The following is a 22,582-nucleotide window of genomic DNA, read 5'->3' on the forward strand; positions in this document are numbered from 1 at the left end:
TCTTAACTCTTAACGAACAACAGCCTCACTGCCGCCGTTCCCTGTATTTCTCAATTAATGCAATGGCCCGGCCGGTCAACTCGTTGAACTCAGGTTTGGTAACCTGATCATCGGCCTTTACCGCTTCTCCCTTATGATACAGCCCCTTGGTAATCAGGGATGAAAAAAGAATCACCGGAAGACTTGATAAATCAGAATGATCTTTAATTTTTTTAGTCAGAGTATAGCCGTCCATCTGGGGCATTTCTATATCTGAAACAACGATATCGATAACATCAGCAACGCCTCCTCCGCTTTCTTTGGCTTCGTCACTGATTTCCTTCAATGCTTCCCATGCTTCAAGGCCGTTGGAGTACAACTGGACCTCAAAATTTGCGGACTCGAAATTTCTATTGAGTAAAGCACGTACCGAGACTGAATCATCCACCAGCACAGCAGTCATTTTTTCCGGAGCGGAATAAATCTTTCCGTCGCTGCGCTCAGCCATTTCGGGATCAAGCTCACCGAGAATCCTCTCCAGATCAATCATCAGGACGAAACGATCCTTGATCTCCACAGTCCCGGTGATGCAGTTGCTGTCCATGTCTGCAATATACTTATTGGGAGTCTTAAGGTCTCCCCAGCCGATACGGTGAATCTGAGTCACGCCGGTGACCAGAAAGCCGGAGATTACATTATTAATCTCGGTAACAACGATAAGTTCGTTTTCAGACTCCTTGCGCTCAATATCCAGCCAGACCGAAAGATCAATCACCGGGAGGATAATATCACGCAGTGACATGGTCCCGAGATAGCTGGGATGCGGAGCGCCCTCGGCAGCTTCCAATCCCTTGGGGGCTTCTACCACCTCAAGCACTTTGGCCACATTTATGCCGAAATAATCACGCTCATCGCTGCCCCCGCACTTGTCATCGATAAAAAACTCAATAATTTCAAATTCATTAGTACCGGTATCAAGTAATATTTCATTATCCAGCATATAACGACTCTCCAGAAAACAATCTCTTCTTCTGTCTTTTAGGCTGCATACCTATACATTGTAGATGCCCACCCAGCCTAGATCAAGTGAATATCCTCTTTTTAATAAGAAATACACATCTTATTAAATTTTACGTAAAGCTGCATTCTATTATCATACGTCTATATTGCTAGGCTCCACGCTTTAAGATACAACTGATCCGATGTATCACTCATCCAAACTAAAGGGGCAATTATGTTAAAATTTTCCACTCACGTAAAACTGTTCTGCATCTGCCTTTTTGTACTCATCAGCGGTTGTGCCGGGCACGAAACTACACCCCCGGTTCCCATGACCGTTTTCAACCCCGGACCAGGATCATTCAATGTCCGGGTTATCCTGTTTGACCTTCAGGGTAACGGACTGCCGCACAAGGTTGAATCCGGGGTCGTACCCATAGAGCAGAATATTATTCAATCACTGGAAGGCATAGGCTACCACTACACTCCTGACGGAAATACCAACTACCTCATTGAAGCCCGAGTTGGTTCCATTTCACCGAAGTTGGCCGCAGCCGGGGTATCCCAGCAGGTCGGGTTTGAATATGACGGCTTCTATAGCGACCCTTTTTTTGCCGAATACCCGGTACTGATCAACGAATGGAGCCCCGAAATACAGCGAATCAGAAGCGGCCCCAACTCCTGCTTCATCACCATGCAGATTCTTGTCAAGGAATCGATATCCGGCAGGGATGCTGTTGTCTATCACGGCACACCGAGACCGATGGAAGTACCTTATGCCCTGGGCTGTCCTTTCGAGAAATGCGGACAGGGAGCAAATCAGGCGATCACTGCCTACCTGCTGGATATATTCTCCAGATCGGCCCGGAAATGAGCTGACATACAAACTTGCAAGAATCTTAACAGATCAATATACTCGCCCCTCTTTAATGAATAACTACGTCCCCGTGCGGGGGGATGCAAATTACTAATGCTTTGAATAAGGGAAGGTTAGGAGTGGAGATTAAACGCCCGTGGCTGGATCATTATGATCCTGATGTGCCCCAGACTGTAGATTTTGTCTATCGACCATTGTTTGAATATCTGGACCTGACAGCCGAAAGATGGCCCAAGCGCAAGGCTATTGAATTCCAGAACTGGTCCATAACATACGGCAAGCTGCAGCGTGAGGTCGAAATTATGGCCGCCAACCTGCGCAAACTGGGCATTGAACCGGGCGACAGAATTGCCATCATGCTGCCCAACACCCCGCAGATGATCATGACCTACTTCGCGATCCTCAAAGCAGGCGCAGTGGTTACCCTGACCAACCCGCTGTACATGGAAACAGAGATCGTCCATCAGCTTAATGACTCCGGGGCAAAGATGCTGATCACCATTGACCTGCTCTGGTCAAAAGTGGAGAAGCTGCGCGACAAACTCCCGATACGCAAATATCTGGTCACCAGAATTTCCGATACCCTGAAATTTCCTCTGAACATGCTTTATAATTTTAAATGCATGCGGAGCAAAAACACCCCCAAGATCCCCTACAATGGTTCTTCAATCATCAAGTGGGATACCCTCCGGGCCGGTAAAGAACGATTCAGCGCGTCTAACATCAGACCGGAAGACACAGCAGTGCTGCAATACACAGGCGGCACTACAGGTCTATCCAAAGGGTGCAATCTGACCCACGCCAACCTCAGTGCAAACGTGCAGCAGGCCCATGCCATGCTCAACAAACTGGGGGAAGAACAGGAGATCGTACTGGGGATCCTACCCTATTTCCACATATACGGCCTGACAGTCTGCCTGAACTTCGCGACCCTGCTTGGCGCTACCATGGTTCCCTTCCCGCGTTACGTTCCCCTTGATGTGCTGAAAACCATGCACAAATTGAAACCGACCCTATTTCCCGGTGCTCCGGCTCTGTACATTTCCCTGCTGCAGCAGAAAGAAGTAGAGAAATATGACGTTGCTTCAGTGAAATACTGTCTGTCCGGATCCTCCCCGATGCCTGTGGAAGGAATCAAAGAATTCAAGGAAGTTTTCGGTGCGACCATTGTTGAAGGTTTCGGGCTTACCGAAGCCTCTCCGGTCACCCATCTCAATCCCCTGCTGGGCAAAAAGAAACCCGGTTCCATCGGCATGCCTATACCCTCCACTGATGCCGCCATTGTGGATATGGAAGTGGGTAGTGTACAGCTTCCTCCCGGAAAAATGGGTGAGCTGGTTATCCGCGGGCCGCAAGTCATGAAAGGTTACTACAACAAACCAGACGAAACAGCCGGGACCCTGCGCAACGGATGGCTCTACACCGGAGATATCGCTTATATGGATGAAGAAGGTTACTTCTACATTGTAGACCGCAAAAAGGATATGATCATCTCAAGCGGCTATAACATCTACCCCCGCGAAGTTGACGAAGTTCTCTACAAGCATCCCAAAATCCAGGAAGCTGTGACAGTCGGCCTGCCTCACAAGACCCGCGGTGAAATCATCAAAGTCTATATTGTCCTGAAAGAAGGTCAGAGCATGGACCGGGCTGAAATAATAGCCTACTGCCGTGAAAAACTTGCCGGATACAAAGTTCCCAGACAAGTGGAATTTCGTAGCGAACTGCCTAAGACCATGGTCGGTAAAGTCCTGCGCCGTGCCCTGCGTGAAGAAGAAGCGAAAAAAAAGAAATCATGACCTGACAATTCTGGCCTTTAACCGCAAAGGTAATTTTGCCTTTAGAATTGTTAGATATTTTCTAAGATTAAGAATTATGCCCTGTCGGAAGAACACTCCGGCAGGGCGTTTTCTTATTTGACAAGCCTTGGTTAACAGAGCATTATCATTAATAATTACAAACAATTATACCACAAAAGACACAATTAAACATCTCACTATGCGAGGACTGCCATGCAGGAAAATCTCAAAACCGTGACCATTCAGGCCGGGATTCCGGGCACAACAACCCTGCTGCAAAAGGGAGTTTTTATCCAAACGACTTCCGGCATAAGCGTGCGAGAATTCATGGTTGAAGAAATCGGGCTTAGCCCCGACTATGCTGAAACAAGGGTCCGGGCGATTTTCGTGAACGGTTCCCCGGTTGATGACATTGACGGGGTAAAAATAAAAGACGGTGACGAGATTTCACTTTCCGGAGCCCTGCCCGGAATCAGCGGCATTGCCATGTGCCGGGACACCCCCATCGGAGCTTTCCGCACCGACATCAGCGCCAAAGCATCAGGCACAATTGAATCAGGTGAAGCAAAAATTTTTCTGAAACTGTTCAACCTGATAGCGCAGGAGGCAGGTCCCACACTGCTCAAAAAAGGAGTTCTCGCACTGGCAGAAGATGTGCGGAAATTCCTGAAAGAGGGCGTTCCGGAAGGATTGCCAGAAGACGGACCTATCCTCCTGAAGATGTAGAATAAAAAAACCGCATTCAAAACTGAATGCGGTTTTTATTTACATAGATCAGGCTTCACCCAAACAAATGAAGCCACTCCTTAAGGATCAGTTACTTCAACCCCAGCATCTCTACCATAGTTTTCTTCATACCTTCGGTATCGATACCCAGATCATTGCGCAGCTCAAGCTGAGTTCCGTGTTCAATGAACTCGTCAGGGACGCCGAGACGCTTTATCTCGTGCCCGTCGATGGCATTATTGTCCACCAACAGCTCAATCACTGCCGAGCTGAACCCGCCGGCCTTGGCGTTTTCTTCAACAATGAGAATTTTCTTGAACCGGGAAGCCAGTTCCAGAATCTGTTTTTCGGGCAGCGGCTTTATAAAACGGGCATTAAAGACTGCAACAGCTTTACCGTATTTTTCGTCAATTTCTTCAACTGCTTCCACTGCGGGCCAAACTCTTGAACCGATAGTGATAACCACTCCGTCAAAACCGTCACGCAGCAGCTCACCTTCACCTATTTCAAGGACACTGGGGGTTTCTTCAAGAATAGCCCCGATACCAACGCCCCGTGGATAGCGCACCGCAGCAGGGCCATCAAAATCAATTGCAGTCCTGACCATGCGGGAAAGCTCGGCTTCATCCTTGGGTGCCATGAAAATCAGGTTGGGGATATGGCGCATGAAGGACATGTCAAACACGCCATGATGGGTAGCGCCATCAGCACCGACCAATCCTCCGCGATCAAGGAAAAAGTTCACATTAAGGTTCTGCAGGCAGACATCATGCACCACCTGATCGTATGACCTCTGCAGGAAGGTGGAATAAATAGCCACTGCGGGTTTATAACCCAAAGTTGCCAGCCCTGCGGCAAAGGTCACCGCATGCTGCTCACAGATTCCCACATCCACAAAGCGGTCCGGAAACTGTTCACGGAATTTATTGGTCCCGGTTCCTTCAGGCATTGCGGCGGTAATGGCGACAATCTTGTCATCTTTCTCCGCCATCTTACAAAGTGTGTTACCGAAAACTTCAGTGTAGGAAGGAAGGCCGCCCTTGAATTTCTTGGCCCGGCCTGTCTCAGGCTCGAAACTGCCTACGCCATGAAAATATGTGGGGTTGTCTTCTGCCGGGGCATACCCTTTGCCCTTCTTGGTCAAGACATGAACCAGTACCGGCCCGTCCATCTTCTTGACCTGCTCAAGAACATCAACCAACTCTTCCAGATTATGTCCGTCAATAGGACCGAGATAAGTAAAATCAAGGGCCTCAAAAAGCATACCCGGAGTAAAAAAACTTTTGAATGAATCTTCACCCCGTTTGGCATACATGGCCAGATCATCACCGATCTTGGGAATCTGTTTGAGGATGGACTCGAAATCTTTCTTGAAACGGTTCATGACCGGGTGGGAAAGTTTACGGCTCAGGAAAGCGGAAAGAGCTCCCACGTTGGTGGAAATGGACATTTCATTGTCATTAAGGATCACCACCATGTTGCGCTTCATGCCTCCGGCCTGATTAAGCCCTTCAAAGGCCTGTCCGGCGGTCATGGAACCGTCACCTATAACAGCCACACAATTACGGCTCACACCTTCAAGGTCGCTGGCTACGGCCATACCAAGAGCAGCAGAAATGGAAGTGCTGGAATGCCCTACACCGAAATGGTCATAAGGATTCTCGGCCATACGCGGAAAACCGCTGATGCCGTCTTTCTGGCGCAGAGTATGAAAAGACTTGTAACGCCCGGTAAGGATCTTATGGGCATATGCCTGATGACCTACGTCCCAGACCAGACGATCCCGGTCAAGATCAAAACATTTAAACAGGGCCAGAGTCAGCTCAATAACACCAAGGGAAGGTGCGAGATGCCCGCCCCCCACGGAAACGGTATTTATTATACACTGCCGCAATTCCCCGGCCAGCTGCGAGAGTTGCTCATCACTCAGCTCGCGAACCTGCGCAGGATTATTTATTGTCTGTAGAAGTGCGTATTTTCCGCATCCACAGGAAGTTTCATTTTCACTCATATCCCAAAGAACCTCACCACTGGTTTCAATCTATGTAAACTCAAGCAGCGTAACAGCAAACTCCCCAACTCCCTCTGGAATCCACTGTTTGGCGCACGCTACTTAACACTGTTAACTTCGCAACGTATAAAAATCTTTTCCATACCTGAACCGGATTCAGTTTAATAAACCCGGTCTACAATATAACAGGCCAGTTCTGCGAGAAACTCGGCCTCTTCTCCAGAGTAAGGAGAAAGCAGTTCCACAGCCTCGTCAACATATTTACGGGCCAGTTCCTTACTCTCTTCCAGTCCGATCAGGCTGGGGTAAGTTGATTTACCCTGCTCTATATCGCTGCCCACAGGCTTACCGAGAGTAGCTTCATCACCGACAACATCCAGAACATCATCCACAATCTGAAATGCTACGCCGATGAGTCTTCCGTACTCTTCCGCCCTTCTGACATCATCTTCGGACGCCTCTGCTCCTTTAGCCAGAATTGCGCCTGATTTACAAGCTGAAAGAATAAGCGCCCCGGTTTTCATGGAGTGCATAACCTTAAGCTCGTCAAGAGTCACTCCTTCCCGTCCGGTGTAGCCCATGTCCACAACCTGACCGCCGACCATGCCCGCGCTGCCAGCTGATTTAGCCATAAGTGCAATGGCTTCGACAACATGCTGTGCAGGAGCATCAGCTTTGGTCATGAATCCGAAGGCCTCTGTGAGCAGCCCGTCCCCGGCGAGAATGGCTGTGGCTTCATCAAACTGCTTATGGTTTGAGGGCTTGCCGCGACGCAGGTCATCATCATCCATAGCCGGGAGGTCATCGTGAATCAGTGAATAGGTATGGATCATCTCAAGACTGGCAGCGAACGGCATAACCGCTTCTGTACTGGCGCCGAGCATTTTAGCCCAGACCAGCACCAGAACAGGGCGCAGTCTTTTGCCACCGGCCAGAAGGCTGTATTCCATTGATTCCAGAAGATTTTCAGGAATTTCCATATCCTTAAGACATTCACCAAGATATTTTTCTACTTCCGCAGCATGTACTGCGAGTTTTTCTTTAACTGTCATCCGCTGTATCCTCTTCTGTATCAACGTCAAAGTCTTCTACTTTGCCATCATTCACAATTTTCACTTCGTTACGGGCCTTTTCCAGCTGCGAGGCGCATTCCCTTGAAAGGGTCTGTCCCTCTTTAAAAAGAGCAACACCTTCCTCAAGGGGAAGATCGCCCTTTTCCAGGGCGGAGACTATTGCCTTCAAGCGGTCCAGACGGACTTCAAATGTTTTATTGTCTTTTGTCAAAAGATGCCTCCGGCGGCTTAAACCCTTTTCCAAAAGGGTTTAAGAATCCCAAAACGTTTTATCAGGTCTTCGCCGCTTCGTATCTAAATCTTATTTAATTCCGAGCAATTGATCGGTTGATTTTTGCAATATGTAATTGGGGTCCACCAACTTTCCCTGTACAGATACGCTCATGTGCAGGTGCGGTCCGGTGACCCTTCCGGTGGAACCGATGCCGCCGATAAGCTGCCCGCGTTCCACTAACTCGCCTTCCTTAACATCGATTCGCGAAAGATGGAAATACATCGTAACCACCCCGTTACCATGATCAATGTAGACGGAATTTCCGGCGTAGTAATGATTGCCTACCAAAACCACCCTGCCGTCGGCCATGGCTTTGACGGCTGTGCCCTTGGCTCCCCGGAAATCAAGTCCGCGATGAGGATTCTTGGGCTTGCCGTTCAGAATGCGCTGCGCACCGTATGGACTTGATTGAGATCCTTTTGTCGGACGGGCAAAGGGAACAAACCACTTACGTTCAGCACTCATCACTTCTTTGGCAGCCTTTACTTCCTTACGGTCCTGCGCGATCTTGTCATAGACTTCATGCGGCGGGGTGACCATTTTCTCAGGCAGGGTCAAGCGCTGGACTTTGTACTTCTTCTTTTTAACTTTCACAGTACGCCCGAAGGTACGCTCCTTCCCTTCCGATACTGTTTTAATCACAATTTTATCCCGACCGGGCTTATCAAAAAGCACGTCGGTTCCGAACATTGCCAGCGCGACAGAACGCCCATCCCAACTGCGGATTTCAGGCTCCACGCTTTTACCTTTCCACTTTATGGAAACAGATTCCAGCGGTTTGTCGGAAGTCACCCGGACCATAAACGGTTCACCAAGACCTACTTTTTTCGGGTAAGCCAGAAAAACCGAAGCCAGCGAGGTAGACGCGCACAGCAAAAGCAGAAACAGAGACAGAAATGCTATGCGAAAATGTTTATATCCGTTCATTTTTCATAATCTCCAAAATTATTCAGAGGTAACCCTTGCCCGGACCTCACCGGACTTCACCCGGACCCGGATAGCATCACCTTCGGCAACTTCATCCGGGCTGCGTAAAAAAGTTCCGTTCTTTTCCACTGTCACGAGGGAATATCCCCGCTCAAGCGGACTTTCCGGGTCCAACATGCGTAACGAGGTAGCCGAATTTTCATATTCAGCCTGCCTCGCTTTCAAAAAAATATCGACAGCGCGGGACAACCTGAGATCCAACCCGACAAGATCCTGTTGCATGCGCTCAATCCTGTCCCCGCCAAACGCAAAAGCCAATCTGTGTGCAAGGGCATCAACCGTATCAAATTTTGAATTCACAAAGTTCAGAGCAGTACGGTTCAACCTTTCCCCTTCCTCTGCGAAAGCAGTCAGCAGCCGTTCAATACGTTGCGCCGGGGAGAGCCAACTCAGACCTTTGTGCAGGGTTTCCAGCCGGGATTCACGCACATTCAGATAATTCTCAAATCCGCGCACGAGTGAACTTTCCAGCTCATCCACAGTCTGCACCAAAATCTCACGGCGGGGCCAGAGCTCCTGCGCTGCATGGCTGGGGGTCGCCACCCTCTTGTCGGCCACATAGTCTGCAATGGAAACATCCACTTCATGCCCCACACCGCAGACAACCGGAATTGTGGAACGAAAAAGAGCGTCCGCCACCTGCTCTGTGTTAAAGGCCCAAAGATCCTCAAGTGATCCTCCACCACGGATGAGCACCACAACTTCAGCCCAGCCGTCATCACCGACCAGATCCAACGCAGCAGCAATCCGGCCCGGAGCAAGGTCTCCCTGCACCAGTGTGGGGTAAATCCGTATTTCGGCCCCGGTGCCGCGCGTTTCAGCGATCTTCAGAAAATCCCGGACAGCTGCACCAGTGGGAGCGGTAACGACTGCCACCCGCTTCGGAGAACGGGGTATTTCCATTTTGCGATCTTCGGCAAAATAACCTTTCTCTTCCAGCTTGCGTTTCATGGCCTCGAAGGCAAGCTTCAGGTCGCCAACGCCCTGCTCCTGAACAAGTTCAGCCACAAGCTGATACACTCCACGCGGAGGATAAACATTCATATGTCCGGCACATAGGATTTCCATGCCGTCTTCAAGCTCTAACGGCCCCCCCGATTCAATCTCCCCGGTTAACGGGTTAATTGACTCTCCGCCGTCACTGCCGCCTGTGCGCTGATTTCCTTTGAACCAGACAACAGACAAGCCCGCATCACCGTCAGTGAGCGTAAAATAAATATGCCCGGACGCGGGCCGGGCCAAGTTCGTAACCTGCCCCCGCACCCAGATAAACGGGAATTCCGTCTCCAGAACGTCCTTCACGGCACGGGTTATGTCAGTTACTGAAAATATTTTCATACTTTAATATGAGGTTGGTGCTGTTTTTACAGCACCAACCTCATTAAATTATTTAGCTTCAAGTCCCCATGACTGCCAGATTTCGGCACGCCATGCTTTGAAGGCTTCGGTGAAACCTTCAAGGGGCAGTTCTATTTTTTCACCGGTCTTGCGGTTTTTGGCTTCAACGATACCGTTCTTGAGACCCTTGCCGCCGATAACCAGCTGCATGGGATATCCGATCAGGTCAGCATCAGCAAACTTAACACCCGGACGTTCCTTACGGTCATCGTAAGCAGCGTCAATGCCCATTTCCATGAGTTCATTGTAAAGCTCTTCGGCTTTTTCATTTACAGCAGCGTCTTTACCGCCGAGAGAAATCACACATAGCTCGAAAGGAGCGATTGCCGGAGGGAAGATGGCACCGTTCTCATCGTTGTTCTGCTCAATTGCGGAAGCAACAATACGTGAAACACCGATGCCGTAACACCCCATAACCATAGGCTGGGTCTTGCCGTTTTCATCAAGGAAGGTGGCTTCCATGGATTTGGAATACTTGGAACCTAATTTGAAAACGTGTCCGACTTCAATACCCTTGGTAAACTCGATAGCCGCACCGCACTCAGGGCAGGGCTCGGCTTCGGTTATCACCCTAAGGTCCGCAAACTGCTCAATCTTGCAATCACGGCCAAGGGATAGGTGCTTGATGTGGGTATCGCCCTTGTTAGCTCCGGCAATCCAATCGGTAGCGGCCAGCAGTTCATGGTCGGCAAAAATACGCTCTATCTTGAGGCCTACAGGTCCGGCAAAACCGACAGGTGCGCCGGTCCATTCCTTGACCTGCTCCTCGTTTGCCATTTCAATTTCATTTCCGCCTACGAGGTTGCGCAGTTTGACGTCGTTAATTTCCCGGTCGCCGCGAACAAGCGCAGCAACAGGCTCACCATCCACAGTGAAAAGCAGGGTCTTGACCAGCTTGTCTTCACTTACGCCGAGAAACTCGCAGACTTCTTCCACGGTGTGTTTGCCGGGAGTGGAAATTTCTTCGATTGCCGGGCATTCAGCATTGAGCATGCTTTCCCCTGCTGGAGCTGCAACCTTTGCCTTTTCAAGGTTGGCAGCATAGCCGCATTTTTCATCCTTGCATACTGCTATGGTATCTTCACCAGTCTCGGCCAGCACATGAAACTCATGCGAAAAGTCACCACCGATTGCACCGGAATCAGCCTGCACGGGGCGAAAGTTCAACCCGATACGGGTAAAAGCTTTTTTATAGGCTTCAAACATACCGCGATAGGATTCCTCGGCACCGGCTTCATCTTTGTCAAAGGAGTAGCCGTCCTTCATGATAAACTCACGACCGCGCATCAGGCCGAAGCGTGGGCGAATTTCATCACGGAATTTGGTCTGGATCTGGTAGAGATTCAGCGGCAACTGCTTGTAGGATTTTACTTCACCGCGCACGAGGTCGGTAACAACTTCCTCATGGGTTGGGCCGAGGCAATAGTCGCGGCCATGGCGGTCCTTCACCCGCAGCAGTTCCTTGCCGTAGTAATCCCAGCGTCCGGTTTCCTTCCAGAGGTCACCGGGCTGAACCATGGGCATGAGCACTTCCAGAGCACCCGCGCGGTTCATTTCCTCGCGCACGATGGCAGCGACTTTGTTTACGGATTTGAGTCCCAGAGGCAGGTAATTATAGATACCGCTGGTCAGCTTGCGGATCATGCCCGCACGCATGAGCAGTTTGTGGGAAACCACTTCCGCTTCGGAAGGGTCTTCTTTCAGTGTGGGAATATAATAACGGCTTAAACGCATTTATTGTCCTCTCTTTTCGTTCAGGAATATTTCAATTTCTTTCATAAATTCAGGCAGCAGATTTTCATCACCCCTGACCTTGCGGATGACTTCCCCCTTGCGGAAAATGATGCCCAGTCCACGGCCGCCGGCAATGCCGATGTCAGCCTCACGGGCTTCGCCGGGACCGTTTACCACGCAGCCCATCACCGCTACGGTAAAGGTTTCCTTTACTCCGCGCAGGTTGTCTTCCACCTTCTGGGCCAATCCGATCAGGTCAATCTCAGTGCGTCCGCAAGTAGGGCAGGAAACAATCTCAGGGCCACGCTCACGCAGTCCCAGCGAGCGCAGGATTTCCCATGCAACCCCCACTTCAGCCACCGGATCGTGGGTCAGGGAAACGCGCATGGTATCTCCCAGACCTTCCCAGAACAGGATGCCCAGCCCGACAGAAGATTTAACCGCTCCGCGCACCAGAGTTCCGGCCTCGGTGATACCCACATGCTGCGGGTAATCCACCTTTTCGGAGAGCAGTTTGTAAGCTGCTATGGTATTCAGTACGGATGAAGATTTGAGTGAAATCTTGGTGTTGTAAAAATTTCTCTTTTCCAGCAGCGCCACGTGTTCCAGCGCACTTTCAACCATTGCTTCCGGAGTCGGACCGCCATACTTGGCGAGCAGAGCTTTGTCCAGCGAACCTCCGTTCACTCCGATACGGATGGGTACATTGCGCTCCTTGGCTGCGGCGACAACAGAATCAACCTTGTCTTCACCGCCGATATTACCGGGGTTGATGCGCAAAGAGTCAATTCCGGCTTCCAGGGCTGCAAGAGCCAGACGATAATCAAAATGGATGTCCGCCACCAGCGGAACCGGAGAACCTTTGCGAATTTGAGGAAGAGCCTTGGCGGCTTCTTCGTCAGGAACGGCAACACGTACTATTTCGCATCCGGCCTCGGCCAGTGCATCAATCTGTGCCCGGGTAGAAATAGCGTCACGGGTGTCGGTGTTGCACATGGACTGGACCCTGATCGGGTTGTCTCCACCAATGCCGACATCCCCGATAAACAACTCACGGGTCTTTTTTCTATTGATCATTTTACACCTGATTTATTCAGTTTCTAAGCTTATTAAAAATAACGTGCGCGGTAGCATAATATATATTGAAACGATAGCCAAGTATGGACCCGGCAGCCCTTCGAGTACTCTGCCGGGGGCCTTAAATCCAAAAAATGTTACTGTGCTTCGCAGCTGTCAATATTAGAATTGCGCGCAATTAAAAGCCGCAACTAAGCTGATTTTCATCCCACCCAGTTGATTTCAGGACATCTGGCAAAATGATTCTCGCCAAGGAAGGAACCGGGCTTTTTGGAATAAAGCATGGGGTGGTGGCTCTGAAGTTTATTGGCAGCAGGGACAAAATCTCCCATTTCACAGGCATTACTGCCCCAGAGCAGCCATTTGGCCTGCGGATTTTCACGATGAATGAAACGCAGCAGTCCATCGGAAAATGATTTCCAGATATCGCGGTGACTGTTTGATTCTCCTATTTTGCAGGTCAGGGCAGTGTTAAGGAAAAGCACCCCCTGCTCTTCCAGATGGGAAAATAGTTTTTTCGGCGGCAGGAGCGGAAATTTCCCACCGACAATATCCTTACGAACTGCTCCGATGCCGAGCACTTCATCAATGCCCGTATGGTTTTTATGAAAAAGCTTGATCATATTGCCCAGCGAATTATTCACCGGATCTTCCCAGCTTTTTATATCTCCTACTTCAAAAGCCCTCCCGGTAGCCACCCCCTGCTGCGGATAAGGATCCTGCCCGAGGATAACAACCTTCATACCGGAAAGATCAGTCTGACAAAAGCGGAGCACCTTATCTGCATTAGGTGTAAAATCCCTGCCGATGGATGAACTGATCCGATCCAGTTCCATCATTCTGGGAAGGGTAAAAAATCCACGCCAGGATTCATGCACATCATAACTGGACAAACAAAAATTAACTCTCATAACAAAAATCTCTCTTTATATTAAAGCCTCAATCCCCTTAACAACGACCCCAAAGGGGCTTAACGCCTTTAATCCCTAAAAATATCCCATGGACGTGAGCTGTTCCAGATTGCGTTCTTTTTCGGAACTGCGACCGTCGCGTTCAGCGCTGCCGCCTTTAACAGTACAGGGTCTGCATCCCAAAGACCGATAACCTTGATCGTAAAGCTCGCAATGCGGAATCCGGTGCATGGCAATAAACGACCAGATGTCCATCTCGGTCCATTCAAGAATAGGATTCAGCAGAGTGTGCTCCGGATCATCACGCACTTCCATATAGCTGCGCCCAACCCTGCTGGGGTGCTCATCCCGGCGAATACCGGTTATGAGCAGGTCTATCTCGAAAACTTCTATGGCTTTCTGCAAGGGTCTGATCTTGAGATCGGCGCAACATTTTACCGGGTCCTCAGCGAGGGGATACCCGGAAAGATCGACATCAGGTCGAATAATTTTCACATCCACACCCCATTGCAGTGAGACACTGTCCCGGAAAGCCATGACTTCGGGAAATTTAACCCCGGTGTCAATGGACAGGGCCTGCGGAACAAGCACCAGCGAGGCTTCCTTACCCTTACTTTTGAGCACCTCACGCCAAAGAGCCAACACCACAGTGGAATCCTTTCCGCCGGTCCATGCAACTGCGATCCGTTCAGGTGGATACATCTCCAGCATGCCGGACATCAAACCGGCACTGTGAGCCACTTTGGCATCCAGAGGAACGGACACGTTAATATCAGTCAAGATTATCTCCTTGAAAAAAGTACTCCTCTTGTTGCCTGAAACCGGTCTTTTTGCAAGCTGCAGCCAAAGGCGGAAATTCGATTCGCAAAAAGCAACACACTCAATCTTTTTTCTTGCTTTTAGTTACTCACGGCTATATGCCCTACCTCGCTGTAATTAGAAGCTTACTCATGCACTCAATTTTGATATACTTTACATATCTTTAAAATACTGCATCAAGCTTCACTTTTACATCTTTTTTACACGCAAGGAGCAGTTTATGAACTGTCCTGAAAACATACAGGAAAAAACGGTCATCGGCTGGAGGGAATGGGGAGCTTTCCCGCAATTAAATATTCCGGCAATAAAATTCAAAACTGACACCGGAGCGAAGACATCATGCCTGCATTCTTTTCATCAGGAATTTTTCCAACGGGATGGCTGCAAATGGATTCGGTTCGGTATTCACCCGGTGCAAAAGAACACACGCGTGGAGATATTCTGCGAAGCGCCGGTAATTGACTTCCGCACAGTCACCAACTCCGGAGGCATAAGCGAGGAACGTCCTGTGATCAACTCGCAATTAGTGCTCGGCGATAAGAGTTGGGATATTGAACTGACCCTGACCAACCGGGATTCAATGAAATTCAGGATGCTTCTGGGCAGAACAGCCATGGAAGACCGGCTCATTGTCGATCCGGCCGGATCATACCTGCTGGGCAGAAAACACGCAGCAGAGTATTATAAATAAATATTTCGGGAGGCACGAATGAAAATCGGCATTCTTTCCCGCAAAAGGGAACTTTACTCCACAAATTCACTTGTGGAAGCCTGCAAGGCTCGCGGCCATGAAGTCAGGGTTATCAACCCTCTTCGCTGCTACATGAATATAACTTCACACAACCCCAGCATTCTCTACAAAGGAGAGAAGCTTGAAGGTTTTGATGCTATCATCCCCCGCATAGGGGCATCCATCACTTTTTACGGCTGCGCGGTTGTCCGCCAGTTCGAGATGATGGGCGTTTATTGTGTCAACGAATCCGTAGCCATCACCCGCTCCCGGGATAAGCTGCGCAGCCTGCAGCTTCTGGCCCGCAAGGGAATCGGACTTCCGGTGACGGCTTTTGCCCACTCCACCCAGTACACTGAAGACCTGATTGATATTGTGGGCGGTGCTCCGCTGGTTATCAAATTGCTGGAAGGCACACAGGGCAAGGGAGTTGTCCTTGCCGAGACAAGGGCGACCGCTGCAAGTATCATTGAAGCTTTCAAGGGGCTTGAGGCCAACATACTTGTACAGGAATTCATATCCGAAGCCTCCGGTTCGGACATTCGCTGCCTTGTGGTCGGAGGCAAGGTTATCGCTTCCATGAAAAGACAGGGACGCGAGGGAGACTTCCGCTCCAACCTGCATCAGGGCGGCTCTGCAACTCAGGTCAGGATTACTCCCGAGGAACGTTCCACAGCAGTCCGCAGTGCCAAAATCATGGGACTGGGGTTCTGCGGGGTAGATATTCTGCGCTCCAATCACGGCCCGGTGGTCATGGAGGTAAACTCATCCCCCGGACTTGAAGGCATAGAAAAAACCACAAATTTAGATGTCGCAGGAAGCCTGATTGAGTACATTGAAAAAAATGCCCAGCCAGGTAAAACCAAGACCAAGGGTAAGGGCTGATAATTTCAGTCGATAAAATTCAAAAGGCCCCCGCATCCATCGGATGCGGGGGCCTAATTTTACACAGACATTTTTGCTGTAACTTGATTACTCGTGCGAATAATCCAATTCGGCAAGCTGTTTGAGCATTCTATATCTCTTCTTGCAATCATTTTCGATACCGGCACGCATGGTCTTGGATGCTTCAGGCATCATGCGCTCAAGCATAGCGTAACGGTTTTCACCGGAAAGGAATTCCTGCAAGGTTCCGTCAGGCTCTTTATACTCAACAACCAACGGATTTTCACCGTTTTCTTCGCGGCGGGGGTCAAAGCGATAAAGCGGCCAGTAACCGGACTCAACAGCAAGCTTACCTTCGAGCTGGGTTTTACCCATACCCTTACGGATTCCCTGGTTGATGCAGGGAGCGTAAGCGATGATCAAAGAAGGTCCGGGGTAGGATTCAGCTTCGAGGAAAGCCTTCATGACCTGATTCTTGTTGGCACCCATGGAGATGGAAGCAACATAAACATAGCCGTAGCTCATCATCATGCGGCCGAGGTCTTTCTTGGAAGTGTGCTTACCACCTGCTGCAAACTTGGCAACAGAACCGAGCGGGGTTGCCTTGGAAGCCTGTCCGCCTGTGTTGGAGTACACTTCAGTATCCATGACGAGAATGTTGATGTCCTTGCCGGAAGCGAGAACGTGGTCAACACCGCCGAAACCGATATCGTATGCCCAGCCGTCACCGCCGAAGCACCATACGGACTTCTTGGTGAATATGTCTTCCTGCTCTTCGATTTCGAGCAGCAGGTCGTAGTTGTCAGCTTCCACTGCGAGGAGTTCGCGCAGCTGGTCACCGTATTCGAGGGACTTGGCAGCATCATCTTTGTTTTCGATCCAGCCTTTGAGAGCGGCTTTGAGTTCATCGGTGATGTCCAGCTCAAGAGCCTGCTCCATCTGCATTTTCAGACGGTCACGGCGGTTGGAGATAGCCATTTCCATACCGAAGCCGTATTCAGCAGCATCTTCAAACAGGGAGTTACCCCAGGCCGGTCCGTGACCTTCAATATTCTCGCAGTAAGGAGTGGAAGGAGCGGATGCGCCCCAGATGGAGGAACAACCGGTGGCGTTGGCAATGATCATGCGTTCGCCGAAGAGCTGGGTGAGAACCTTGACATAGGGGGTTTCACCGCAACCGGCACATGCGCCGGAGAATTCCATCAGGGACTGCTGGAACTGGCTGCCCTTGACGGTGGAGCGGGCCATGACCCTGTCCTTGAAGGACACGATTTCAGAGAAGTCGTAGTTGGGAACTTCTTTTTCGGTCTGGGTAGCCAGAGGCTTCATGACCAGAGCTTTTTCCTTAGCCGGGCAGATATCGGCGCAGTTGCCGCAGCCCTGACAGTCAAGGGTGTTGACCTGCATACGGTACTTAAGACCTTCAAGGCCCTTGCCCTTTGCTTCAATGGTTTCAAAGCCTTCAGGTGCAATTTTCATTTCCTCTTCATCTACGAGCACGGGACGCAGAGCACTGTGCGGGCAGACAAAAGAACACTGGTTGCACTGGATGCAGTTGTCCATGATCCATTCGGGAACCATGATCGCTACACCGCGTTTTTCAAAGCGGGAAGTACCCATGGGGAAACGTCCGTCAGGGGAGAATGCGCTGACCGGAAGATCATCACCCTTCTGTGCAAGGATAGGCTTGACCACATCAGTGATGAATTCAGGCTCGAAGGATTCAACGGATTCTTCATCTTCGGCAGTGGCCCAGCTTTCGGGATATTTGATTTCAATAAGGTTTGCTTCGGCCTGATCAACAGCAGCGTTGTTCATATTGACGATTTTATCGCCTTTCTTGCCGTAAGCGGTCTTGATTGATTCTTTCAGGTATTTAACTGCGTCTTCAAAGGGAATGACGTTTGCCAGTTTGAAGAACGCGGTCTGCATGACCATGTTGATGCGTCCGCCAAGGCCTACTTCACCTGCGATCTTAACACCGTCGATGACGTAAAACTTGAGATTGTTCTGAGCAATCTTACGGCGCAGTTTTGCAGGAAGTTCGGCTTCCAGCTCTTCAAGGCCCATGCTGGTGTTGAGCAGGAAAGTCCCGCCTTCACGGATACCGTCCAGCAGATCGTAAAGTTTTACATAGCTGGGATTATGGCAGGCGATAAAGTCGGAAATTTCGACGAGATAAGTGGACTTGATGGGGCTCTTACCGAAACGCAGGTGGGAAACGGTGATACCGCCTGACTTTTTGGAGTCGTAGGCAAAGTAGCCCTGTGCGTACATATCAGTCTTGTCACCGATAATTTTAATGGCCTGCTTGTTTGCGCCGACGGTACCGTCAGAACCGAGACCCCAGAATTTGCACTGAACAGTACCTTCGGGTGTGGTGTCGAGATTCTCTCCGATTTCAAGGGAAAGACGGGTAACATCGTCATTGATACCGATGGTGAAGTGATGTCTGGGAGACAGAGACTTCATGTTGTCGTAAACAGCCTTGACCATGGAAGGTGTGAATTCCTTGGAACCCAGGCCGTAACGACCGGCGTAAACGGGCAGCTCGATATTCATTTCCTTCAGAGCGGTACATACATCGAGGTACAGGGGATCACCGATGGCGCCGCCTTCCTTGGTACGGTCCAGAACAGTGATCTGCTGGCAGGTTGCGGGAAGAGCACGTCCAAGATGCTCGATGGAGAAGGGACGGAACAGGCGGACTTTGACCAAACCGATTTTTTCGCCTTCAGCCGCAAGAAGCTCGATGGTTTCTTCGATGGTTTCACAACCTGAACCCATGGCAACAATTACGTTTTCAGCTTCGGGATGACCAACGTAATCAAAAAGTTTGTATTCACGACCGGTAATTTCCTTGACCTTGGCCATAGCGTCTTCAACATAACCGGGGACAGCGTCACGGTACGGGTTGATAGCTTCGGTGGCCTGGAAATAAATATCCGGGTTCTGTGCGGTACCGCGGGTGTGCGGATGCTCGGGGTTGAGAGCACGGTCACGGAAATCACGGACCTTATCCCAATTCAGGGCGGCGGCCATGTCTTCGTAATCAATCAGTTCGATCTTCTGCACTTCGTGAGAAGTTCTGAAACCGTCGAAAAAGTGAACAAAAGGAATGCTGGATTCAACAGTCGCCAGATGGGAAACAAGGGCGAGGTCGAGGGCTTCCTGTACAGAGTTGGAAGCCAGCATAGCGAATCCGGTCTGACGGCAGGCCATTACGTCCTGATGGTCACCGAAGATGGACAGAGCCTGCCCGGCTACTGCACGGGCGGACACATGAAAGACGGTGGGAAGAAGTTCACCGGCAATCTTGTACATGTTGGGGATCATCAACAGCAGCCCCTGAGATGCGGTGAATGTACAGGAAAGGTTACCTGCTGCCAGCGCACCGTGAAGAGCCCCTGCTGCACCGGCTTCGGACTGCAGTTCGCGGACTTCCATGGTGGTATCGAAAATATTTTTCAGACCCTGAACGGCCCACTCGTCAGCCAGTTCGGCCATGGGAGATGAGGGGGTAATGGGATAGATGGCAGCTGTTTCACACATAGCGTAGGCTACATAGGAAGCGGCTTGGTTACCATCCATTGTTTTCATTTTTTTTGCCATTCTTTAATACTCCGTGTCTTTATGGTTGGGAAGGCGTGCGGCGGAAAGTGTAACACACGACCATATGCGTTGCCTACCCGTATTTCACAGCTTTCAGGCCGATTTCTTTAAAAAGTTGGTCAGCCGTTCAAAATACTTAAAAATACTGCACTTCCAAGTTTCATATCCAACCTTGAAAGCGGAAAAACTCCTTGGAAGTACATTCAATCAAACAAATTTTTTTTACGTTACTTGCCCCCGGATTTATTCTTTTCAGCAATAGCCTGAATGGCGGTAATGGCCACAGTGTTGACAACATCACGCACGGTACACCCACGGCTCAGGTCGTTGACCGGTTTTTTCAACCCCTGCAACACCGGACCGATGGCGACTGATTCAGGCTGGGAACGCTGCACAGCCTTATAAGTATTGTTCCCGGTATTGAGATCGGGAAAAATCAACACGGTAGCCCGTCCTGCAACATCGCTCTCGGGCATGAGTTCAGCGGCAACATCCGGATCAACTGCTGCATCAAACTGCAACGGCCCTTCCACCGCGATCTCCGGGGCAAGCTTGCGCACCAGTTCGGTAGCTTCTTTGACCTTATCAACAGATAACCCTTTACCCGACTCCCCGGTGGAGTAGGAAAGCATAGCCACCCTGGGTTCAATGCCGAAAATTCTAGCAGTTTGTGCAGAGCTGACGGCAATCTCGGCAAGTTCCTGCGCATTGGGGTTTGGGTTCACCGCGCAATCTCCGTACACCATAACCCGATCATTCTGACACATGAGAAAGACGCTGGAAATAATTGAAAATCCCGGTTTGGTTTTAATGAATTCAAAAGCCGGACGTATAGTCTGGGCAGTGGTGGTGATAGAACCTGAAACCATGCCGTCCGCAATTCCGGTATACACCATCATGGTTCCGAAATAAGTAGGGTCACTCATACGGTCGCGGGCATCATCCTTCACAATGCACTTATTTTTGCGCAGCTCAAAATATTCATCCACAAAACGGTCAAAATATTCAGAGGTTAACGGATCCACTATTTCGATACCCTCCAAACTGATGTCTATAGACGAAGCGACCTGCCTGATTTCATCCTTATTCCCAAGCAGGGTCATACGCACGACCCGCCTACGGCGCAAAATATCCGCAGCACGCAGTATGCGTTCCTCCTTTCCTTCCGGCAGGACTATATGCTGCTCATCTTCACGAGCCTTATGCAGCAGGGTATGTTCAAACATATACGGGGTAATGCGTGTGGAACTGCTGGAAACAAACTTCTGCTGCAATTCATGTGAATCAACACAGGTTTCAAAAAGCCCCATGGCCGAGAGAACCTTGGCCTGATTCTCAGGATCGATCTTTCCGTGCAGACCGCGCAGAATCTGGGCTGTCTTGTAGGTATGCCCCGGAGCCACCAATATAGGCAGAGGCACGCCCTTCCATCCTTCTATTAAATGATGCACGGTCATGGCCGGTTTAATCCCGCCCGTGAGCAGAATCCCCGACACATTGGGGTAGGAATCGGAAAGACGCGAAGACAGACTGGCCAGGATAATATCCGAACGGTCACCGGGGGTGATGATCAGGCTGCCGTCATTGACGTATTTCAGAAAATTTTCAATCTGCATGGCCGCGACGACATAGTTATCAATGGGAGTATCGAGGCGGTCCTTGCCGTATAAGACATTACAATCCAGCCATTTAAGCACGTCACTTATGGTCGGATTACCCAGCCTTTTGTCATCGGGGAGAACATAGACCAATGGGTGGCTTTTGCTTTTGAGGCATCTACGCAGGCGCGCTGCGAGATCAGGGGAAAAAAGCTTTGATGCCCGGTTGATCATAACCGATATAACATCCAACCCTTTATCCTCAAACATGGCGACGGTACGGTTGGCCAGATCGCAGATTTCATCTTCATAACTGTCCATGGCATTAAGCACGGCCAACACAGGACTACCGAGGTTACTTGCTACATCAAGATTTATTTCAAATTCAACGGCAGCCTCGCCGCCGAGGTAATCCGTACCTTCGCAAAGCACGAAATCGTACTCTCTCTCCAGCGTTTTGAAGCGGTCCAGAACATTCTCCATAAGCAGGGAATGCTTACCGTCATTGAGCAGGCGTGTGGCTTCGCTCTGAGTATATGCGTAGGTTGTTTTATAATCCTGCGAAAGCTTGAAATGACGAAGGATGAGGTCGATATCATGATCCCGGTCCCTGAAATTATCATGAATAATGGGCCTGAAAATAGCCACTTTCCGCAGGTGGGTTAAAAGCAGTTGCATCACACCGAGGACAATTGCTGATTTTCCGCTCCGTGCCTCTGTGGCCGCAATATATAAGCTCTTTGACATTCTTTCTCCTGAATTCAGTTACTGCATGGAATTTACTAATACCAAATCTTTCATTTTTAATCACGCTCATGAAGTGACAGAAAAGATATCTTTGCCAGACAGCAAAGAAGACACCAGATGCAGGAAGCAGAAAACCGGAACTGAGCGAATACCGGTTTATCTGACGTCCGGATTCGGAGACACCCGGCAAAGACCACTGGAGGTGCTGATGAGGTCCGCCATGCTGCCTTGGATTTAATGCTGCAACCCTTTTGTAGCGCTAAAAAAGGCAAACAGTCGTGGCCCTGCCGGGGGATGCTTGCGGAACATCCGGTGTCTCCAGGTCCGAATTTCGGACGCAGATATG

At 50.0% G+C, this 22,582-nt stretch carries 17 protein-coding genes; 5 read left to right on the forward strand and 12 right to left on the reverse strand.

The window, feature by feature from the left end; translation table 11 throughout:
- Window positions 1-25 precede the first annotated feature (25 nt).
- Window positions 26-979 (reverse strand): chemotaxis protein, encoded by a 954-nt coding sequence (locus ACKU41_RS08270; RefSeq protein ID WP_319780933.1) that lies wholly within the window; start codon window positions 977-979, stop codon window positions 26-28.
- Between the two features lie 234 nt (window positions 980-1,213).
- Between ACKU41_RS08270 and ACKU41_RS08275 the strand changes: the two genes are divergently transcribed.
- The 3 genes from ACKU41_RS08275 (at window position 1,214) to ACKU41_RS08285 (ending at window position 4,380) form a co-directional block, all read left to right on the forward strand.
- Window positions 1,214-1,852 (forward strand): hypothetical protein, encoded by a 639-nt coding sequence (locus ACKU41_RS08275; RefSeq protein WP_319780934.1) that lies wholly within the window; start codon window positions 1,214-1,216, stop codon window positions 1,850-1,852.
- Between the two features lie 122 nt (window positions 1,853-1,974).
- On the forward strand, window positions 1,975-3,654 hold the full coding sequence (locus ACKU41_RS08280) for a long-chain fatty acid--CoA ligase (RefSeq protein WP_321405001.1): 1,680 nt from the start codon (window positions 1,975-1,977) through the stop codon (window positions 3,652-3,654).
- Window positions 3,655-3,867: 213 nt separating this feature from the next.
- Window positions 3,868-4,380 carry a hypothetical protein gene (locus ACKU41_RS08285; RefSeq protein ID WP_321405002.1) on the forward strand — a complete coding sequence of 171 codons (513 nt, stop codon included), beginning with the start codon at window positions 3,868-3,870 and terminating at the stop codon, window positions 4,378-4,380.
- A gap of 91 nt (window positions 4,381-4,471) precedes the next feature.
- Here the strand turns inward: ACKU41_RS08285 and dxs are convergent, their stop codons facing one another.
- The 9 genes from dxs to ACKU41_RS08330 all read right to left on the reverse strand — a co-directional run bounded on the left by dxs (window position 4,472) and on the right by ACKU41_RS08330 (window position 14,625).
- On the reverse strand, window positions 4,472-6,391 hold the full coding sequence (gene dxs, locus ACKU41_RS08290; protein WP_319780937.1) for a 1-deoxy-D-xylulose-5-phosphate synthase: 1,920 nt from the start codon (window positions 6,389-6,391) through the stop codon (window positions 4,472-4,474).
- Window positions 6,392-6,552: 161 nt separating this feature from the next.
- Window positions 6,553-7,443, reverse strand: coding sequence for a farnesyl diphosphate synthase (locus tag ACKU41_RS08295; RefSeq protein WP_319780938.1), 891 nt, complete (start codon window positions 7,441-7,443; stop codon window positions 6,553-6,555).
- Window positions 7,433-7,675, reverse strand: a complete 243-nt coding sequence (locus ACKU41_RS08300) for an exodeoxyribonuclease VII small subunit (RefSeq protein WP_319780939.1) — start codon at window positions 7,673-7,675, stop codon at window positions 7,433-7,435. Before ACKU41_RS08300 ends, ACKU41_RS08295 begins: the two co-directional genes overlap by 11 nt.
- A 90-nt stretch (window positions 7,676-7,765) precedes the next feature.
- Window positions 7,766-8,665, reverse strand: coding sequence for a M23 family metallopeptidase (locus ACKU41_RS08305; protein ID WP_319780940.1), 900 nt, complete (start codon window positions 8,663-8,665; stop codon window positions 7,766-7,768).
- A gap of 18 nt (window positions 8,666-8,683) precedes the next feature.
- Window positions 8,684-10,063: an exodeoxyribonuclease VII large subunit gene (xseA, locus tag ACKU41_RS08310; RefSeq protein WP_321405003.1), complete on the reverse strand. Its 1,380-nt coding sequence runs from the start codon at window positions 10,061-10,063 to the stop codon at window positions 8,684-8,686.
- 48 nt (window positions 10,064-10,111) lie between these two features.
- Window positions 10,112-11,857 (reverse strand): proline--tRNA ligase, encoded by a 1,746-nt coding sequence (locus ACKU41_RS08315; RefSeq protein ID WP_321405004.1) that lies wholly within the window; start codon window positions 11,855-11,857, stop codon window positions 10,112-10,114.
- On the reverse strand, window positions 11,858-12,934 hold the full coding sequence (gene ispG / locus ACKU41_RS08320; protein ID WP_319780943.1) for a flavodoxin-dependent (E)-4-hydroxy-3-methylbut-2-enyl-diphosphate synthase: 1,077 nt from the start codon (window positions 12,932-12,934) through the stop codon (window positions 11,858-11,860).
- Between the two features lie 203 nt (window positions 12,935-13,137).
- Window positions 13,138-13,845, reverse strand: coding sequence for a uracil-DNA glycosylase (locus ACKU41_RS08325; protein WP_321405005.1), 708 nt, complete (start codon window positions 13,843-13,845; stop codon window positions 13,138-13,140).
- 75 nt (window positions 13,846-13,920) lie between these two features.
- Entirely contained in the window at window positions 13,921-14,625 is a 705-nt protein-coding gene (locus ACKU41_RS08330) for a phosphoadenosine phosphosulfate reductase family protein (protein ID WP_321405006.1), read from the reverse strand.
- Window positions 14,626-14,884: 259 nt separating this feature from the next.
- Between ACKU41_RS08330 and ACKU41_RS08335 the strand changes: the two genes are divergently transcribed.
- Together ACKU41_RS08335 and rimK are read left to right on the forward strand one after the other, a co-directional pair.
- The gene (locus ACKU41_RS08335) at window positions 14,885-15,355 is read left to right on the forward strand and encodes an ATP-dependent zinc protease (protein ID WP_319780946.1); all 471 of its coding nucleotides are present in this window, start codon (window positions 14,885-14,887) and stop codon (window positions 15,353-15,355) included.
- 18 nt (window positions 15,356-15,373) lie between these two features.
- On the forward strand, window positions 15,374-16,279 hold the full coding sequence (gene rimK / locus ACKU41_RS08340; protein WP_321405007.1) for a 30S ribosomal protein S6--L-glutamate ligase: 906 nt from the start codon (window positions 15,374-15,376) through the stop codon (window positions 16,277-16,279).
- Window positions 16,280-16,366: 87 nt separating this feature from the next.
- On the opposite strand, the gene nifJ is transcribed toward rimK, so the two are convergent.
- Window positions 16,367-19,891 (reverse strand): pyruvate:ferredoxin (flavodoxin) oxidoreductase, encoded by a 3,525-nt coding sequence (gene nifJ, locus ACKU41_RS08345; protein WP_319780948.1) that lies wholly within the window; start codon window positions 19,889-19,891, stop codon window positions 16,367-16,369.
- Window positions 19,892-20,118: 227 nt separating this feature from the next.
- Window positions 20,119-22,236, reverse strand: coding sequence for a phosphate acetyltransferase (gene pta / locus ACKU41_RS08350; RefSeq protein WP_321405008.1), 2,118 nt, complete (start codon window positions 22,234-22,236; stop codon window positions 20,119-20,121).
- Between the last annotated feature and the right edge of the window lie 346 nt (window positions 22,237-22,582).

This window comes from Maridesulfovibrio sp. (assembly GCF_963678865.1).
Lineage (GTDB): Bacteria > Desulfobacterota > Desulfovibrionia > Desulfovibrionales > Desulfovibrionaceae > Maridesulfovibrio.

Coding starts and splice junctions, on each gene's coding strand:
- nifJ (WP_319780948.1), bottom strand. CDS start 19,891: ATGGCAAAAAAAATGAAAACAATGGATGGTAACCAAGCCGCTTCCTAT.
- ACKU41_RS08270 (WP_319780933.1), bottom strand. CDS start 979: ATGCTGGATAATGAAATATTACTTGATACCGGTACTAATGAATTTGAA.
- ACKU41_RS08315 (WP_321405004.1), bottom strand. CDS start 11,857: ATGCGTTTAAGCCGTTATTATATTCCCACACTGAAAGAAGACCCTTCC.
- ispG (WP_319780943.1), bottom strand. CDS start 12,934: ATGATCAATAGAAAAAAGACCCGTGAGTTGTTTATCGGGGATGTCGGC.
- xseA (WP_321405003.1), bottom strand. CDS start 10,063: ATGAAAATATTTTCAGTAACTGACATAACCCGTGCCGTGAAGGACGTT.
- ACKU41_RS08275 (WP_319780934.1), top strand. CDS start 1,214: ATGTTAAAATTTTCCACTCACGTAAAACTGTTCTGCATCTGCCTTTTT.
- ACKU41_RS08335 (WP_319780946.1), top strand. CDS start 14,885: ATGAACTGTCCTGAAAACATACAGGAAAAAACGGTCATCGGCTGGAGG.
- dxs (WP_319780937.1), bottom strand. CDS start 6,391: ATGAGTGAAAATGAAACTTCCTGTGGATGCGGAAAATACGCACTTCTA.
- ACKU41_RS08295 (WP_319780938.1), bottom strand. CDS start 7,443: ATGACAGTTAAAGAAAAACTCGCAGTACATGCTGCGGAAGTAGAAAAA.
- rimK (WP_321405007.1), top strand. CDS start 15,374: ATGAAAATCGGCATTCTTTCCCGCAAAAGGGAACTTTACTCCACAAAT.
- ACKU41_RS08285 (WP_321405002.1), top strand. CDS start 3,868: ATGCAGGAAAATCTCAAAACCGTGACCATTCAGGCCGGGATTCCGGGC.
- pta (WP_321405008.1), bottom strand. CDS start 22,236: ATGTCAAAGAGCTTATATATTGCGGCCACAGAGGCACGGAGCGGAAAA.
- ACKU41_RS08325 (WP_321405005.1), bottom strand. CDS start 13,845: ATGAGAGTTAATTTTTGTTTGTCCAGTTATGATGTGCATGAATCCTGG.
- ACKU41_RS08305 (WP_319780940.1), bottom strand. CDS start 8,665: ATGAACGGATATAAACATTTTCGCATAGCATTTCTGTCTCTGTTTCTG.